Origin of the sequence: Streptomyces sp. NPDC048411 (assembly GCF_040704695.1) — a bacterium.
GTDB lineage: Bacteria > Actinomycetota > Actinomycetes > Streptomycetales > Streptomycetaceae > Streptomyces.
The window spans coordinates 1-16174 of the sequence record NZ_JBEZKL010000029.1; the positions used below are offsets into that span (position 1 = coordinate 1).

Here is a 16174-nt window from a genome sequence, read left to right on the forward strand (position 1 = left end):
AGGTCATGTGGCGGAGCCACCTGTCCTGCGGCGCCGTGCGGCGAGCGTGCGTGCCGGGCGCCGGGGCGCAGGCGGGGAACTCAGAACAGGCCCTAAGGGGTGTCCGGCCTCGCGCGGCGGGCGCCGCGGACCTGGCTGCGGACCGCTCCCATGCTCGCCCCGATGACCAGGGCGATGGCGAGCGCGTCGGTGGCCGTCAGCGCCTGGTCAAGGATCAGGAAGCCGGCCGTCGCCGCGATGGCCGGCTCGAGACTCATCAGGACCGCGAACGTCGCCGCGGGCAGCCGGCGCAGCGCCATCAGTTCCAGCGTGTACGGCAGCACCGAGCTCATCAGGGCCACCGCCGCGCCCATCGCGAGCGTCGACGGGACCGCGAGCTTCGCGCCCGACTCCAGGACCCCCAGCGGGAGCGACAGGACCGCGGCGACCGTCATCGCCAGGGCCAGTCCGTCGGCCTGCGGGAAGCGGCGGCCGGTGCGGGCGCTGAAGACGATGTACGCCGCCCACATCGCCCCGGCACCGAGCGCGAACGCCGCGCCGACCGGGTCCAGGCGGTCGAAGCCACCACCACCCAGCAGGAACACCCCGCCCAGCGCGAGCCCCGCCCAGACGAGATTGATCAGCCGGCGGGAGGCGGCGACCGAGAGCGCGAGCGGGCCGAGCACCTCCAGGGTGACGGCCGCACCCAGCGGGATGCGGTCGAGCGCTTGGTAGAAGAGCATGTTCATGGCGCCCATCGCGACGCCGAACGCGACCACCGTCCCCCAGTCGGCCCGGGAGTGGCCGCGCCACTTCGGGCGGCAGACCATCAGCAGGACGACCGCGGCGACGGCCAGCCGGAGCGTGACCACACCGAGCGCGCCCGCCCGCGGCATCAGCAGCGCCGCGACCGCGGAGCCGAACTGGACGGAGAGTCCGCCCGCGACCACCAGCGCCACCGGAGCGAGCGCTGCCCTGCGGCCGCCCGGTCGTGCGGGGCCCGCCCCGTCGAGGGCGGACACCGCCTCCGGTACGGCGACGGCTGCTGCGGCCGGCTCCACGGCACTGCGCTGGTCATTCACGGGCGGCCTTCATCCTCGAAGAGTTCACTGTGTTGCACTTGGTAATTGAAGATACTGCACTCTTGTGGTGCGGCTCGTTTCTTCACCGTAGAGACGTCCGCGCGGCGCGTGAAATGCCGACTGCGCTCCCGTTATGCTCCACACGCATGAGCACAGGACAGGGCCCCGGCCGCACCGTCGAGCTGCGTCATCTACGGGCCTTCCTCGCCGTCGCCGAAGCGGGCAACGTCACACGCGCCGCCGCCGCGCTCCGGCTCACCCAGCCCGCCGTCTCCCGCACCCTGGCCGCCCTGGAGCAGCACCTCGGCGTCCGGCTCGTCGACCGCTCCACCCACCACCTCTCCCTCACTCCCGAGGGCGTCGTCTTCCGCGACAAGGCCGCCGCGGCGGTCGCCGCCTTCGACGAGGCCGTCGACCCCGGCGGTCTGCGTCGCTGGCCGCTACGGCTCGGACACGCCTGGGCGGCGCTGGGCCCGTACACCACTCCGCTGCTCCGCTGCTGGCAGCAGCGGCACCCGGAGACGCCGCTCGAACTGCTGCGGATCGACGACCGCACCGCCGGGCTCACCCGCGGCGAGGTCGACGCGGCGCTGCTGCGCGGCCCCGTCGACGCGCCGGGGCTCGTCACCGAGGTGCTGCTCAGCGAGGACCGGGTGGCGGCGGTGACCGCGGACGGGCCGCTCGCCGCGCACGCCACGCTCCGTCTCGCCGATCTCGCGGGCGGCCCGATCGTCCTGAACACCGTCTCCGGCACCACCACCGTCGACCTGTGGCCACGTGGAGCGCGGCCCTCCGCCACCGTCACCGTCGCCAACACCGACGACTGGCTGACCGCCATCGCGGCCGGGCGCGGCTCCGGGGTGTCGGCCGCCTCCACCGCCGGCATGCATCCGCACGCGGGGGTCGCTTACCGCCCGCTCGTCGACGCCCCGCCCGTCCCGCTGCTCCTCGCCCGGCGCGACGCCCCCGGCCACCCGGCGCTGCCCGAACTCGCCACACTGGCCCGCGAGATCATCGGGCAGAACATCAACCGGTGAGGGAATGCCCGGGCGGTGCCCGGCGGTTGTGGTGCGGTGAACGCCACGCGAGGGGGCTCGAGTCAGGCGCCGCAGGGGTGGAGCGGACGCTTGGGTCAGTTGCCGCAGCGGTGGGCAGCGGGCCCGTCCAGTCCCTCCGCCAGCAGCTCCGCCAAGTGCCTCGCCCGCACACCCGCCAGCTGTGCCAGCTGGGTCCGGCACGAGAAACCGTCCGCCAGGATGTCCGTGTCGGGCTCCGCACCCCGTACCGACGGCAGCAGCTGCTCCTCCGCGCACGCCACCGACACGTCCCAGTGGCCCCGCTCGAAACCGAAGTTCCCCGCAAGACCGCAGCACCCTCCGCTCAACTCGCCCTCCAGTCCAGCTCGTTCGCGCAGCCTGCGGTCGGCCGTGTCACCGAGGACCGCATGCTGGTGACAGTGGGTCTGGCCCGCGACCCGGCGGTCCAGGCGCGGCGGCCGCCAGTCGGGGGCGTACTCCTCCAGGTACTGCGCCAACGTCCGTACCGAACCGGCGAGTTCGGCGGCTCGGGGGTCGTCGGGGAGGAGCTCCGGCAGGTCCGTACGGAGGGTGGCGGCGCAGCTCGGTTCGAGGACGACGAGCGGGTCGCCCAGGAAGAACCCCATTCGGTCCAGGGTGCGACGCATGACGGTGCGGGCCTTGTCCAGTTGCCCCGTCGACACGTAGGTGAGTCCGCAGCACACGCTCCGTTCCGGGTGCAGGGCTGTCCGGCCCGCCGCCTCCAGGACCCGGACGGCTGCCTTCCCGACCTCCGGGGAGAGGTGGTTGGTGAAGGTGTCCGGCCAGACGGCCACCACCTGATCGCTCGACAGGATCACCGTCCCGCGGCTCCTGCGCTTTCGGGCCCACCGGGTGAACGTCTCCCCCGCCAGCACCGGAATCGTCCGCTCCGCAGTGATGCCCGCCAGCCGCTTCGCCAGTGCGGCGAACGGGCGGATCCGGGCGAGTGCGTTCAGCACGGGCGCGATCGGGGCCACGAGCCGCAGCCACTGCGGCAGCCGGCCCATCACGTAGTGGGCGGCGGGCCGCAGCCGCCCCCGGTAGTGGTGGTGCAGGAACTCCGCCTTGTACGTGGCCATGTCCACGCCGACCGGGCAGTCGCTGCGGCACCCCTTGCAGGACAGGCAGAGGTCGAGCGCGTCACGCACCTCCTTTGACCGCCAGCCGTCCGTGATCACCTCGCCGGCGAGCATCTCGTGCAGCAGGCGGGCCCGGCCGCGGGTGGAGTGGGCCTCCTCGCCGGTCGCCCGGAAGGACGGGCACATCACGTCCGCGCCCGCCGGCTGCGCCGTACGGCATTTCGCGACGCCGACACAACGTCGTACGGCCGCCGTGAAGTCGCCGCCGTCGTGCGGGTAGCCGAAGGTGACGTCCACGGGGCGTTTCGGCAGGACGTCGAAGCGGATGTTCTCGTCGAGGCGGGCGGGGCGGGCGAGGATGCCGGGGTTCATGCCGCCGTCCGGATCCCAGAGGTCCTTGAACCGGCCGAAGAGCGCGACAAGTTCGTCCCCGTACATCCGGGGCAGCAGCTCGGCCCGCGCCTGCCCGTCGCCGTGTTCCCCGCTCAGCGAGCCGCCGTGCGCGACGACGAGCGCGGCGAGTTCTTCGGAGAAGCGGCGGAAGCGGGCCACACCGTCGCCGCTCAGCAGGTCGAAGTCGATCCGCACGTGGATGCAGCCGTCGCCGAAGTGCCCGTACGGCGTGCCGCGCAGCCCGTGTGCGGTGAGCAGGGCGCGGAAGTCGCGCAGATACGGGCCGAGGCGGGCGGGCGGTACGGCGCAGTCCTCCCAGCCGGGCCAGGCCTCACTGCCATCGGGCATCCGGGTAGCGGTGCCGGACGCGTCCTCCCGGATGCGCCACAGGGCCCGCTGTCCGGCCGGGTCGGTGACCACGGCCGCGTCCACCGCGTCGGCCGCCCGCAGGATCCGTTCGGCGTGCGCCCGCGCCTCGGCCGGGGTGTCCCCGCCCGTCTCGACGAAGAGCCAGGCTCCGCCGCGCGGCAGCCCGGCCGGTTCCCGTACGAGATCGGCGGCCATGCCCTCGACCGTCAGGGGGCGGTACCGGAGGAGACCGGCGGCGGCTTCGGCGGCCGCGGACTCGTCGGCGTAACCGAGTACGGCGAGGGCGCGGGATCCGGGCGCCTCGACCAGTCGTACGGTCGCCTCCGTCACCACGCCGAGCGTGCCTTCGCTGCCGCAGAAGGCGCGGGCCAGGTCCGGGCCGCGCTCGGGGAGCAGGGCGTCGAGGGCGTATCCGGAGATGCGGCGCGGGAGTTCTGGGAAGCCGGTGCGGAGGAGCGCGAGGTGGGAGCCGACCAGTTCGCGCAGGCCGGCGGGGGCGCCGTCCCACCTCCCCCGGTCGAGCCGGAGCGTGTCGCCGCCATAGCGGGCGACCGTCAGTGCGTGGACGTTGTCGGCGGTGGTGCCCCAGGCCACCGAGTGGGAGCCGCAGGCGTTGTTGCCGATCATCCCGCCGAGCGTGCACCGGCTGTGCGTGGAGGGGTCGGGGCCGAAGGTGAGGCCGTGGGGTGCGGCGGCGGCGCGCAGGTCGTCCAGGACCACGCCCGGCTGGACGACGGCCGTCCGGGACGCGGCGTCCAGTTCGACGATCTTCCCCAGGTGACGGGTGAGGTCGAGGACCACACCGGTGCCGGTGGCCTGCCCGGCGATGGAGGTGCCGCCGCCACGCGGCACGACAGGCACCGCGTGCGCACGGCAGACGGCGAGCGCGGTGGCGATGTCGTCGGCGTCGCGCGGGGCGACGACGCCGAGCGGCACCCGGCGGTAGTTGGAGGCGTCCATCGTCGTCAGCGCCCGCGCGGTGGTGCCGAACTCCACCTCTCCGCGCACAGCGCTGCCGAGGGCCCGTACAAGAGCGGTCCGGTCCTGTCGTTCAGCCATGGGCCCAGCATGCCGCTGGTCGGGGCGGTGGGCCCGTCGCTCCCTCGCGTTTCCCCCGAATACGTCAATCCGTCGGAATACGTCGGATGCGTAGTCACATACGTGACAGAAAAGACCACAAGGCCTTCCCAAACAGATCGTCAATTCTCATATAGTGGCCCCGACTTGATTAGGAATTATCAACTCCGGTTGACCTCTTTCGCCCCCTGCCGTACTGAAGTGTCCGGATCCGCCCCCTGTCCGTAGCCGTCCGCCCCGAGGACTCCGCTTGCGCCCCACATCCCGGCCGACCGCACTGGCCCTGCTGGTCTCGGTGGCCGTCACCGGTTCCTGCTGTCTGTGGGCGGTCCTCGCCGCTCCCGCCTCGGTCAGAACCCCGCTGTCCTGGGGGGCGGGCGCAGCCGCCCTGCTGCTGTCCGTTGCCATGGCGACCGCCGTCCATGCCCGGGCCACCACGCGCCTGCTGCGCGCGCGCAACGCCGCCGAGGCCCAGCGGTTCACCGCCGAGACGTCGCGGCTGGTGTCGTCGTCCGCGGCCGACGCCCAGCGGTTCACCGCGGAGACGGCCAGGATCAAGGCCGCGGCAGCGGCCGAGAACACCCGGATCACCGAGCTGGCCGCCGCGGAGACCGCCCGGCTGGAGGACGAGGTCAAGCGGCTGGGCGACCGGCTGCGCGACGAGGTCGAGCAGCTGGGCGCGCGCGTGGCCCGCAGCGAGACCGAGCGCTCCGCCGCGATCGCCGCCTGCGCCAACGCCGCCGGACGGATGCAGGCGCTCGCCACCAGCATGCTCGCCGACCTGCGCGAGATGGAGCACCGGCACCCCGCCGAGGACATCCTCGGCGATCTGCTGCACCTGGACCACCGCACCGCCCAGGCGGGCCGGCTGGCCGACTCCATCGCCGTGCTGACCGGCGCCCGCTCCGGGCGGCGCTGGGCGAAGCCGATCGTGATGGAGTCCATCCTGCGTGGCGCGATGGGCCGGATCAGCGGCTATCAGCGGGTACGTCTCCACTCGACCAGCGACGTCGCGATCGCCGGTCACGCAGCCGAGGGCGTCATGCACGCGCTCGCCGAACTCCTCGACAACGCTGCCAACTTCTCGCCACCCACCGCGGAAGTCCATGTGTACGTGGAGGAGGTGCCCGCCGGCATCGTCCTCACCGTCGAGGACAGCGGTCTGGTGATGAGCGATGTGCAGCTGCGGCGCGCCGAGCGTGCGGTGTCCGCCACCCACCAGGACCTGGCCGGTCTGTCCGGCACCCGCCTCGGTCTCGCCGTCGTGGGCCGGCTGGCCCGTAAGCACGGTCTGACGGTGTCGTTCCGGCCGTCCGCGCGCGGCGGCACGGGCGCCCTGATGATGCTCCCGCAGGAACTGATCACCCGGACACCGGTGACCGCCCCGGCGCCCGCCCCGGTCGCGGAACCGGCGGCGGAACCGGAGCCCGTCCACACCCCCGCCCCGGCCGCCCGGCCCGCCCCCGAGAACGCGGAGACCGGCTCCGGCTCCGCGTCCGAGACCACCGGCAGCCTCCCCCGGTTCGGCGGGAGCGGCCTCCCCAAGCGCACCCGGGGCCGTACCCTCGCCGCCGCCGAATCCCGTAACAACGCGGGCGGCGCCACCGCCGGCGCCACCGCGACTTCCCTGCCCCGTACTTCCGACCCCAAGGAACAGGCAGCCCGCTTCAGCAGCTTCCGCCAGGCAGTACGGCCCAATCCCCCGCACCCGGAAGGCAACACCCGATGACCGCGACCACCGACGAGAAACTCAACTGGCTGCTGGAGGGGCTCCTGGAGCGCACCCCCGGTGCCCGGCACGCCCTCGTCCTGTCCAGGGACGGCCTCAAGCTCTGCCGTACCCCCGAGCTCTCCGTCGATCAGGCCGACCAGCTGGCTGCGATCTCGGCCGGTATCCAGAGCCTGTCGCACGGCGCCTCCGTCGAGTTCGGTGACGGCACCGGCGGTGTACGGTCCGCGATGGCCGAGTTCTACGGCGGCGTGCTGTTCATCGTCGAGGCGGGCGCGGGCGCTCATCTCGCGGTCGTCGCCTCGGAGGACTCCGACGTCGGCCTCATCGGTCACAACATGACCGAGCTCATCGAGCAGCTCGGCGAACACCTCAGCGCCCCGCCGCGCTCCTCCGCGACCTCCGGAGCCGCCGACGCGACCGCGGCCGTATGACCCGCCCCCGTCCCGGCCGGGACGACGACCCGGACCGGCTGTACACCCTCACCGGTGGCCGCAGCCGGTCCGGTTCGGACGTGTTCGACCTGGTGACGCTGGTGGTCTCCGAATGCGAGCCGGCCCCCGGTATGCAGTCGGAGCACGTCACGATCCTGCGGATGTGCCAGAGCCCCACCGCGGTCGTCGAGATCGCGGCAGGCCTCAGGCTGCCCGTCAGCATCGTCCGGATCATGCTGTCCGATCTGCTGGACACCGGCCGGATCAGCGCCCGTCACCCCCGTACCGCCCGTGTCGCGGACCGGCTCCCCGACCCCGACATCCTGGAACAGGTGCTCGTTGGACTCCGCAACCTCTGACCGTGCCGCCCTGCAGGCGACGGCCGACAACGGACTGAAGATCGTCGTCGTCGGCGGCTTCGGGGTCGGCAAGACCACCATGGTCCGCTCCGTCAGCGAGATCCGCCCGCTGAACACGGAAGAGACCATGACCCGCGCGGGCGAGGCCGTCGACCACCTGGACGGTGTGCAGTCGAAGACGTCCACGACCGTCGCCTTCGACTTCGGCCGGATCTCCCTCAACGAACGCTCGGTGCTGTACCTCTTCGGCGCACCCGGTCAGGAACGCTTCTGGTTCCTGTGGGACCGGCTGTTCTCGGGCACGCTCGGCGCCGTCGTCCTCGTCGACACCCGCCGGCTCGCCGACTCCTGGTACGCGATCGACCGCCTGGAGCACCACGGCACGCCGTTCATCGTGGCGTGCAACGACTTCGGCGGCCCGCTCCACACCGAACAGCAGATACGTGAGGCGCTCGACCTCTCGGACGACGTGCCCCTGGTGGAGTGCGACGCCCGGGACCGCTCGTCCAGCAAGTACGTACTGATCACGCTGGTCGAGCACCTCCATGCCCTGGCGGTCGGCACAGCGTCCGCCCCGTCCGCCGCCCGTCCGGAGAAGACCCCGGAGCCCACCCCGTGACCCGGCCCCCGGCGCCGCCCTCCGGCTGCCCCGCGACCACGGGGCCGTGGCACCCGTCGTCTTGGACGGCGACATCCCTGCCTGGCTGGTCCTCGGCTACCGCGACTGCACCAGCTCACCGGCGACCCGGTGCTGTTCAGCCGCGACTCCGGCCTGTGGAACCAGTGGGACCGCATCCCGGACGACTGGCCGCTGCTGCCGATGATCGGCCGCAAGCAGCCACCCCTGGCTGCGCGGTCTGACCGACCTGCCGGTGACCTTCACTCCCATCCCCGTCCTTGGAGGCCAGAGATGACCCGTATCGCCCTCGACCCCTTCGTCGCCGATCTCGACGGCGAGAGCGCCCGGCTGCGCGCGGCGGGTCCCCTCGCCGAGGTGGAGCTGCCGGGCGGGGTGCACTGCTACGCGGTCACCCACCACGCCGAGGCACGCCAGCTGCTCACCGACAGCCGGATCGTGAAGGACATCAACGTCTGGGGCGCCTGGCAGCGCGGCGAGATACCCATGGACTGGCCGCTGATCGGCCTCGCCAACCCGGGCCGCTCCATGCTCACCGTCGACGGCGCGGACCACCGCCGGCTGCGCGCGCTGGTCGCGCAGGCGCTGACCGTGAAGCGGGTGGAGCGGCTGCGCGCCGGTATCGAGGCGCTGACCACGGCGAGCCTGGACCGGCTGGCGGCGCTGCCCCGGGGCGAGCAGGTCGACCTGAAGGCCGAGTTCGCGTACCCGCTGCCGATGAACGTGATCAGCGAGCTGATGGGTGTGGACGGCGCCGACCACCCGCGACTGAAGGAGCTGTTCGAGAAGTTCTTCTCGACGCAGACGCCGCCGGAGGAGGTCCCGCAGATGATGGCGGACCTCGGCACGCTCTTCACGAGGATCGTCGACTCCAAGCGGGAGAACCCGGGCGACGACCTGACCAGCGCCCTGATCGCGGCCTCCGAGGACGGCGACCACCTCACCGACGAGGAGATCGTCAACACCCTCCAGCTGATCATCGCGGCGGGCCACGAGACCACGATCAGCCTGATCGTGAACGCGGTCGTCGCACTCCAGACCCACCCGGAGCAGCGCAAGCAGGTGCTGAGCGGGGAGGTGCCGTGGGAGAACGTGATCGAGGAGACCCTGCGCTGGAACACGCCCACCTCGCACGTGCTGATCCGGTTCGCCACGGAGGACGTCGAGGTCGGCGACAAGGTGCTGCCGAAGGGCGAGGCGCTGATCGTCTCCTTCGGCGCGCTGGGCCGCGACGAGGCGCAGTACGGGCCGACCGCCGGTGACTTCGACATCACCCGCTCCCCCAACCGCCACATCGCCTTCGGCCACGGCCCGCACGTGTGCCCGGGCGCGGCGCTGTCCCGGCTGGAGGCGGGGGTGGCGCTGCCCGCGCTGTACGAGCGGTTCCCGGAGCTGGAGCTCGCCGTCCCGGCGTCCGAGCTGCGGAACAAGCCGATCGTCACCCAGAACGACTTGTACGACCTGCCGGTCGAACTGGGCTGACCCCGGCCGCGCGATGTGGTCCACACGCCGGAGCGGGCGTCTCATCCGACGGACACGGCGCTCGACCGTGCCCGTGAGGTATTACGCTCCGGTTCGTGGCCGATATCCAGATTCCCGCTGACATCAAGCCCTCCGACGGACGCTTCGGCGCCGGTCCTTCCAAGGTGCGGACGGAGGCGCTCGACGCGCTGGCCGCCACCGGTACGTCTCTTCTCGGTACGTCCCACCGCCAGGCCCCGGTCAAGAACCTGGTCGGCGCGGTGCGTCAGGGTGTACGCGACCTCTTCTCCCTCCCCGAGGGCTACGAGGTGATCCTGGGCAACGGCGGCTCCACCGCCTTCTGGGACATCGCGACGCACGGTCTGATCGAGACGAAGTCCCAGCACCTCAACTTCGGCGAGTTCTCGTCGAAGTTCGCGAAGGCCGCCAAGCTCGCCCCGTGGCTGGCCGACCCGACCGTGATCGCCTCCGACCCGGGCACCCACCCGGACCCGCGGGCCGAGGCGGGCGTGGACGTCTACGCGTTCACGCACAACGAGACCTCGACGGGTGTCGCCGCGCCGGTCAAGCGCGTCGCGGGCGCCGACGAGGGCTCCCTGGTCCTGGTGGACGCCACCTCGGGCGCGGGCGGCCTGCCGGTCGACATCACCGAGTCGGACGTCTACTACTTCGCCCCGCAGAAGTCCTTCGCCTCCGACGGCGGTCTCTGGATCGGCGTCTTCTCCCCGGCGGCCCTGGAGCGTGCCGCGCGCATCCACGCGTCGGGTCGTCACATCCCGGAGTTCTTCAGCCTGCCCACGGCGATCGACAACTCCCTCAAGAACCAGACGTACAACACCCCGGCCCTGGCCACGCTGTTCCTCCTGAACGAGCAGCTGAACTGGCTGAACAGCCAGGGCGGCCTGGACTTCTCGGTCCGCCGCACGGCCACGTCGGCGCGGAACCTGTACGGCTGGGCGGAGGAGTCGAAGTACGCGACCCCGTTCGTCACCGACCCGGCGAAGCGCTCGCAGGTCATCGGCACGATCGACTTCTCGGACGAGATCGACGCCTCGGCCGTCGCCAAGGTGCTGCGCGCCAACGGCATCGTCGACACCGAGCCATACCGCAAGCTGGGCCGCAACCAGCTGCGCGTGGCAATGTTCCCGGCGATCGACCCGTCGGACATCCAGGCGCTGACGGCCTGCATCGACTACGTGATCGAGAAGCTGTAACGCGTACGCCCTCACGCACAGGAAGGGCCCCGCATCCATCTGGTACGCCAGGTGCGCGGGGCCCTTCGCGTTCACTCGACCGGGTGGCGCAATGCCTTCCGGGCGATCGCGGTCCTACCGTCCTACGATGATGGCCTCGACATCACCCCTTCAGGAGGCCCGCAATGTCTGCAGCAGCAGTCGAGCACCCCTGTGACGGTGAGCCGGAATCGCTGCTCGAAACGGCCAACAGCCTCATGGAACAGCTCACGGGTTACCGCGTCGAGATCATCGGAGGCGTCATCACCGTGGCTCCACCCCCGGACGGCCCGCACGCGGATGCATTGACCACGCTCATGATTCCCTTCCTGGCCGCGGGTCTCCACGGCCAGGAGACCAGAGTCCTCCAGGGAATCGGCCTGTGGCTGCCCGGCGGACCTGAGGACTACGCCATCCCCGACCTGGCGGTCGTCGACGCCGATTTCGGCGAGCACCTGGCCGAGAACAACTGCTACGACCCCGCCGTCTTCCGCCTCGTCCTGGAGGTCACCTCCAGCAACTACAACAACGACCTGCGCAACAAGGTCGCCGCCTATGCCGAGGCCAAGATCCCGGTGTATGTGATCGTCGACCGCAAGCACGGCCGGGTCCATGTCCTGACCGAGCCCATGGGCGGCGGCTACGACAGCCACCAGGTGTACGCCCCGGGGCAGACGGTCACGCTGCCCGATTCGATCGGCGCCCCGGTGACTCTCGACGTCGACGAGCTCATCCGGGTCGGCCGCCCCCGGATCTGATCAACCGGCCGAGGCCACCAGCACCTCCCGGAGCCGGGTGATGCCGGCCGTCCCCTTCTCGTTGTCCTCCCACAGCTCGCGCAGCTCCGATGCTTCGCCCAGCACCCGGTCGAGGGCCCGCACCGCGAGGGGGCTCAGGCCCGGCGAGCGAACCGGGTGGTGCGGACGGCAGACCGAGCCATCCCGCGCTCACCCGTCACGGAAGCGGCACCTTCAGAACCGCTGGACCTTCTTGCCGTCCGGCACCTGATAGCAGCCGGAGACGACCATCAGGCTCAGCTTCGGCGGATCATTCTTGGGCATCTGAACGATCTTGACGCTGTACTTCTTCTTGTCGTTGTCGGCCGTGAGGTTGATGTTCTGGTTCTTGCTTGTGTCCGGCCCGTAATCGACGACCTTCCAGCCGTGCTTGGGCAGCTCCTCCTTGAGCCGATCCATCGCCTCGTCAAGCTCGCTCGCCGATGCCGGGTAGAAGCTCCATGGGTGGAAGATCTGGAAGTACTTCTCCCGGTCCCTGCCCGAGCACTCCGTGACTCCCGGACGGCTGTCAGACGCCTTCCCCTTGATGCCGATCAGATCGTAGAGCCCGCTGGAGACCTGCTCCATCTTGTCGGCGGCGGCAAGCGAGGTGCTGGTGCCCGCGAGCGGAATGTCGGAGTTGTTGGTGCCAGTCATGCTGCATCCAGTGAGGGTCGCGAGGGCGAGGGACAGGAGGAGCGCCGGGGCGCTCAGTTTACTCTTCAAGTCGAAGGCCTCAATGAGTCGGACCGGGACACGGGCCGGTCATGTCGTCAGGTACTTCGTGGGTCGGTTCTCGGACGGGCACCGACACCCCTACTTCACATGCGCCCAGTGGTCCGGCGGCGGCTTCAACTTCACTTGGTCACTATGGCCTGCCACGACCTGGCCCTGGTTCCACAGGCTCTCGGTGTTCTCTTTCCAGTAGTCGCTGTGGCCCTCGGTGTCCGTGGTCATCTGGTTGGCGCCAAAGCGTTCGTCGCTGGGGATGGTCCAGAGGCCGTCCCAGTCGGTTCCGCCGTGCCCGTAGCGACCGATGTCCGGGACGGGGTCCCCATCGGCCTCCTGGTTCCAGACATGCCCCGCGGGCACGTCCAGTTGCTCGGCCTTGGGTACCTGGACACCGGGGCTGCCCGCGAGGATCACGTCATCGGCGTTCAGGTCGCCCTGCCGGGCCGCGGAACCGATGAGGGTCGTGCCGTACGAGTGGCCGATCGCGGTGCGGTGTGGTTCCGAGTCGCCGGTGTGCGACGCGTCGAGTCCGTCCATGAACCGGTTGAAAGCCGGGGCGCCGTCATTGGCGTAGTGGCTGAACGGCGAGTCCTTGACGATGTTCTGCGGGGCGTCGTACCCGAGCCAGGTGATTGTGGAGACCGACTTGCCGTCGGCCGCGTCGTTGGCCACATTCCAGACATTGACCATGCGGTCGATGTCCCCGCCGATGCCGCCCAGGTTCGACGTCGTACCCGGCACATAGACCGCCTGATGATCAGCCGTGTCCGGATTCCCGTTGGCGACGATCGCCCGCCCATTGCCCTCGGGACTGAATCCCAGCAGATACGCCTCCGGCAGGCCCTTGACGCCTGTCGCGTCGAAACGGTCCTGGATGCTCTGCATACCCTTGAGGGACTTGTTGAGCTGCTCGTACCGGTCCCCGTACTTGTTGTGCCACTCCATCCATTCGTCGGTGTGCACCTTGGACGGGTACATACCTGCGGTGATCCACGTCCACTCGTTGGCAGGCGGCTTCGGGATGGAGTCCAGCTCCAGCTGGAGTTCGCCCCGCTTCTCCGCGAGGACGACACGATTCGCCTCGTCACGGACCGTGGAGGACAGTCCGTCGAGCGCCCCCACGGTGTCGGGCCGGAGGGAGAGCCACGCCGCCTGTTCCTCCGGGCTGAGCCCCTTCCACCACGACGCGTTGTCCTTCGGGCTGCCGTCCTTCGGGGGCTCCGGCAGGGAGTCGAGATAGCCCTTCCCCGCCTCGCGGACCCCGCCCATGTCCGACTGCGCGTCGGCCCAGTCCCGCTTGGAGACCGTCAGATCGTCGTCGGCCTTCAGTGCGCGCAGCTTCGGCGCCCACTTCTCGTCCACATCCGTGGCTTCCTTCAGCGCATCGGCGATCCGGTTCGCATACCCCATCGCCCGGCCGTAGTTCGGGTTCGGGTGGATGTTCGCCGCCTGGCGCTCCAGGGCATCGGACGTCGGTCCGCCCCCAGTACTCCCGGTCACCGTCCCGCCGTCAGCGATCTTCTCGTCGCCGGGCTTCTTGCCTGCCGGATAAGCGACCGAGCCGTCCGCGTTCACCGTGCAGTGGTCCGCGCGAGCGTCCTCGATCGCCGCGTCCAGCTTCTGCTTGGCCACCGCCATATCGAAGGCGAAACCATTGAGCGCGGCGCTTGCCAGACCGCACTCGGTCTGCACGTAGTGGAAGTTCTTCGACAGCTCCTGGAGCTCTCGCAGGGCGGCCGTCGCCGCCTCGCCCTCAAGCTGGTTGCGCACCCCCGCACAGATCTGGTTGTCGATCGTGTCCTTCGCCGCACTGGCCATGTCACCGGTCGCCCGGTAGCCATCCCCGGATTCCTCGTACTCCGACGGCTTGAAGGCTTTCAGCGTCGCAAGATCCATGACCGCGAATCACTTCTCCTTCGCCTGGCCGCCGACGGCCTCCGTGTCCTCGTACTTCAGCGTCAGCTTGTCCAGCTCCTCCCTGACCGTCTGGTCGGACTTTGACAGATCGTGACCCGCCCCCTCCAGAAGCCCGCCCAACCCGTCACAGCGGCTGCTCACATCGCCGACGTACTTCTTCCAGGAGTCGTACAGCTCCTTCTGCGCCGCCGCGCTCTGGCACCCGCCGGTGTCACCCAGCCCCGCCTGCCCGTCGTCAAGCTTCGCCAACACCTTGTCTATGCCGTCCTTCAGGCCTTTGACACCCTCGCCGGCCTTCACCCATGCCTTCTTGTCCGACTTCAGATCCTCCGAAGCCGCGCGCCGGAGCCCCGCCCCCTGATCGGCCGGATACTGATTCAACTGCATCTGTGCGGAACCGCGCCCCACCGCATCGGACTTGAGCCGCTCCCACTCATCCCACGCCATCCGCAAGACCCTCCCCGTTTCCCCGTTCCCGGGTGACCCCGGGCCGAGCCGCCATAATCTCCGGCTCCGAGGAGCGAAATCAAACGCTCACACCCGGTACCAGCACCGGCCCGCCGCCGCGCAGAGCGCCTCCGCATAGGCCCGGCCGCCTCGTTCACTCGACCGAGTGGACGATCACCAAAGGGACATGTGGGGGCGCACCGCCCTACGATGATGCCCTCGACACCACCCACCAGGAGGCCCGCAATGTCTGCAGCAGCAGTCGAGCACCCCGGTGACAGTGAGCCGGAATCGCTGCTCGAAACGGCCAACAGGCTGATGGAGCAGAATCCGGGCTACCGCGTCGAGATCATCGGAGGCGTTATCACCGTGACCCCGCCCCCGGACGGCCCGCATGCCCGTGCACTGACCAAGCTCATGCGCCCGTTCCTCGCGGCAGGGCTCGATGACGGAGAGACCGAGGTCCTCCAGGGGATCGGCTTGTGGCTTCCTGGCGGGCCCGAGGACTACGCGATCCCCGATCTCTCCGTCGTCGACGCCGATCTCGACGAGCATCTGATCGAGAACAACTGCTACGACCCTGCCGTTTTCCGTCTCGTCCTGGAGGTCACCTCCAGCAACTACAACAACGACCTGCGGAACAAGGTCACCGCGTACGCCGAGGCGAAGATCCCGGTCTATGTGATCGTCAACCGCAAGCACGGCCGAGTCCACGTCCTGACCGAGCCCCTCGCCGACGGGTACGCCAGCCACCAGGTGTACGCCCCCGGCCAGCAGGTCGCCCTCCCCGCCTCCATCGGCGCCGAGGTCACCCTCGATGTCGCGGACCTGCTCAAAACCGGGCAGCGCCGGAAGTGACGTCCGTGCGGCGCCACCGCCGCTCCCCGTCCTCCCATTCGTCGGTGGGGACGAGTCCCGCCGCCGCGGCCACCGCGGCGGACGCGGTGTGGTCGGGGTGGATGTGCGCGACGACCGTACGGACCGTGCCCCCGGTCAACAGGTGCGCCACCAGTCCGGCCGCCGCTTCCTTCGCGTAGCCCAGGCCCTGCCACTCGGTGCCGACGACCCAGGCGATCTCGGCCCGGGGGCCCGCCACCGTGGCCTGGACCCAGCCCACGAGACGACTGTCGGCGGGCACCCTGAGTACCCAGTTCCACCAGTGTTCCGCCGGGTCGGGCGAGCCGGCTTCCCAGCGGGTGTAGCGGGCCCGGAGGGTGTCCAGGTCCTCCGGTTCACCGCCTGTGTAGACGTGCAGGGCCGGGTCGTCCAGCACCACCGCCATCTCGTCCGCGTACGCGACCCGCAGCGGCAGTGCGTCGAGCCGTTCGGTGGAGAAGGCCTCGGACCCCTGGTGCGTCATAGCGCCCGACCCTACGCGTGCCGTCCCGCCCC

16 protein-coding genes and 1 pseudogene are annotated in these 16174 nt (G+C 70.5%); 10 read left to right on the plus strand and 7 right to left on the minus strand.

The features are described from left to right. Positions 1–92: 92 nt before the first annotated feature. Complete coding sequence (locus AB0915_RS13360; protein ID WP_366691196.1) at positions 93–1061, minus strand: EamA family transporter; 969 nt, start codon at positions 1059–1061, stop codon at positions 93–95. Positions 1062–1207: 146 nt separating this feature from the next. Between AB0915_RS13360 and AB0915_RS13365 the strand changes: the two genes are divergently transcribed. Continuing rightward, a complete protein-coding gene (locus AB0915_RS13365; protein ID WP_366691197.1) occupies positions 1208–2098 on the plus strand; it encodes a LysR family transcriptional regulator in 891 nt (296 codons plus the stop codon). Positions 2099–2193: 95 nt separating this feature from the next. Here the strand turns inward: AB0915_RS13365 and AB0915_RS13370 are convergent, their stop codons facing one another. Next, entirely contained in the window at positions 2194–5019 is a 2826-nt protein-coding gene (locus AB0915_RS13370; protein WP_366691198.1) for an FAD-binding and (Fe-S)-binding domain-containing protein, read from the minus strand. Between the two features lie 268 nt (positions 5020–5287). On the opposite strand from AB0915_RS13370, the gene AB0915_RS13375 reads away from it, so the two are divergent. The 8 genes and pseudogenes from AB0915_RS13375 to AB0915_RS13410 all read left to right on the plus strand — a co-directional run bounded on the left by AB0915_RS13375 (position 5288) and on the right by AB0915_RS13410 (position 11668). After that, a complete protein-coding gene (locus AB0915_RS13375) occupies positions 5288–6766 on the plus strand; it encodes an ATP-binding protein (protein ID WP_366691199.1) in 1479 nt (492 codons plus the stop codon). After that, the gene (locus tag AB0915_RS13380) at positions 6763–7200 is read left to right on the plus strand and encodes a roadblock/LC7 domain-containing protein (protein WP_366691200.1); all 438 of its coding nucleotides are present in this window, start codon (positions 6763–6765) and stop codon (positions 7198–7200) included. The genes AB0915_RS13375 and AB0915_RS13380 overlap by 4 nt, the downstream gene beginning before the upstream one ends. Then, a complete protein-coding gene (locus tag AB0915_RS13385; RefSeq protein WP_366691201.1) occupies positions 7197–7559 on the plus strand; it encodes a DUF742 domain-containing protein in 363 nt (120 codons plus the stop codon). The genes AB0915_RS13380 and AB0915_RS13385 overlap by 4 nt, the downstream gene beginning before the upstream one ends. Beyond that, complete coding sequence (locus AB0915_RS13390; RefSeq protein WP_366691202.1) at positions 7540–8178, plus strand: ATP/GTP-binding protein; 639 nt, start codon at positions 7540–7542, stop codon at positions 8176–8178. Before AB0915_RS13385 ends, AB0915_RS13390 begins: the two co-directional genes overlap by 20 nt. A gap of 31 nt (positions 8179–8209) precedes the next feature. Then, a pseudogene (locus tag AB0915_RS13395) lies at positions 8210–8400 on the plus strand (cytochrome P450); the annotation flags it as partial. A gap of 69 nt (positions 8401–8469) precedes the next feature. Next, positions 8470–9678, plus strand: a complete 1209-nt coding sequence (locus AB0915_RS13400) for a cytochrome P450 (protein ID WP_366691258.1) — start codon at positions 8470–8472, stop codon at positions 9676–9678. 95 nt (positions 9679–9773) lie between these two features. Further along, complete coding sequence (serC, locus tag AB0915_RS13405; RefSeq protein WP_366691203.1) at positions 9774–10892, plus strand: phosphoserine transaminase; 1119 nt, start codon at positions 9774–9776, stop codon at positions 10890–10892. A 164-nt stretch (positions 10893–11056) separates the two neighbouring features. Beyond that, entirely contained in the window at positions 11057–11668 is a 612-nt protein-coding gene (locus tag AB0915_RS13410) for a Uma2 family endonuclease (RefSeq protein WP_366691204.1), read from the plus strand. Here the strand turns inward: AB0915_RS13410 and AB0915_RS13415 are convergent, their stop codons facing one another. From AB0915_RS13415 to AB0915_RS13430, 4 genes are all read right to left on the minus strand, one after another. Continuing rightward, positions 11669–11806 (minus strand): DUF4259 domain-containing protein, encoded by a 138-nt coding sequence (locus AB0915_RS13415; RefSeq protein ID WP_366691259.1) that lies wholly within the window; start codon positions 11804–11806, stop codon positions 11669–11671. Between the two features lie 75 nt (positions 11807–11881). Then, positions 11882–12343, minus strand: coding sequence for a hypothetical protein (locus tag AB0915_RS13420; protein WP_366691205.1), 462 nt, complete (start codon positions 12341–12343; stop codon positions 11882–11884). A 159-nt stretch (positions 12344–12502) separates the two neighbouring features. Further along, positions 12503–14314 carry an alpha/beta hydrolase gene (locus AB0915_RS13425; protein ID WP_366691206.1) on the minus strand — a complete coding sequence of 604 codons (1812 nt, stop codon included), beginning with the start codon at positions 14312–14314 and terminating at the stop codon, positions 12503–12505. A 9-nt stretch (positions 14315–14323) separates the two neighbouring features. Further along, on the minus strand, positions 14324–14782 hold the full coding sequence (locus AB0915_RS13430; RefSeq protein ID WP_366691207.1) for a hypothetical protein: 459 nt from the start codon (positions 14780–14782) through the stop codon (positions 14324–14326). Between the two features lie 246 nt (positions 14783–15028). On the opposite strand from AB0915_RS13430, the gene AB0915_RS13435 reads away from it, so the two are divergent. After that, complete coding sequence (locus tag AB0915_RS13435; RefSeq protein ID WP_366691208.1) at positions 15029–15640, plus strand: Uma2 family endonuclease; 612 nt, start codon at positions 15029–15031, stop codon at positions 15638–15640. Here AB0915_RS13435 and AB0915_RS13440 read toward each other — a convergent pair. Further along, entirely contained in the window at positions 15615–16142 is a 528-nt protein-coding gene (locus AB0915_RS13440; RefSeq protein WP_366691209.1) for a GNAT family N-acetyltransferase, read from the minus strand. The genes AB0915_RS13435 and AB0915_RS13440 overlap by 26 nt on opposite strands. Positions 16143–16174: the final 32 nt, after the last annotated feature.

Excerpts from the sequence above, each read along its gene's own strand:
- AB0915_RS13365 (WP_366691197.1), top strand. The coding sequence starts at position 1,208 with ATGAGCACAGGACAGGGCCCCGGCCGCACCGTCGAGCTGCGTCATCTA.
- AB0915_RS13370 (WP_366691198.1), bottom strand. The coding sequence starts at position 5,019 with ATGGCTGAACGACAGGACCGGACCGCTCTTGTACGGGCCCTCGGCAGC.
- AB0915_RS13380 (WP_366691200.1), top strand. The coding sequence starts at position 6,763 with ATGACCGCGACCACCGACGAGAAACTCAACTGGCTGCTGGAGGGGCTC.
- AB0915_RS13385 (WP_366691201.1), top strand. The coding sequence starts at position 7,197 with ATGACCCGCCCCCGTCCCGGCCGGGACGACGACCCGGACCGGCTGTAC.
- AB0915_RS13400 (WP_366691258.1), top strand. The coding sequence starts at position 8,470 with ATGACCCGTATCGCCCTCGACCCCTTCGTCGCCGATCTCGACGGCGAG.
- AB0915_RS13410 (WP_366691204.1), top strand. The coding sequence starts at position 11,057 with ATGTCTGCAGCAGCAGTCGAGCACCCCTGTGACGGTGAGCCGGAATCG.
- AB0915_RS13420 (WP_366691205.1), bottom strand. The coding sequence starts at position 12,343 with ATGACTGGCACCAACAACTCCGACATTCCGCTCGCGGGCACCAGCACC.
- AB0915_RS13425 (WP_366691206.1), bottom strand. The coding sequence starts at position 14,314 with ATGGATCTTGCGACGCTGAAAGCCTTCAAGCCGTCGGAGTACGAGGAA.
- AB0915_RS13430 (WP_366691207.1), bottom strand. The coding sequence starts at position 14,782 with ATGGCGTGGGATGAGTGGGAGCGGCTCAAGTCCGATGCGGTGGGGCGC.
- AB0915_RS13435 (WP_366691208.1), top strand. The coding sequence starts at position 15,029 with ATGTCTGCAGCAGCAGTCGAGCACCCCGGTGACAGTGAGCCGGAATCG.
- AB0915_RS13440 (WP_366691209.1), bottom strand. The coding sequence starts at position 16,142 with ATGACGCACCAGGGGTCCGAGGCCTTCTCCACCGAACGGCTCGACGCA.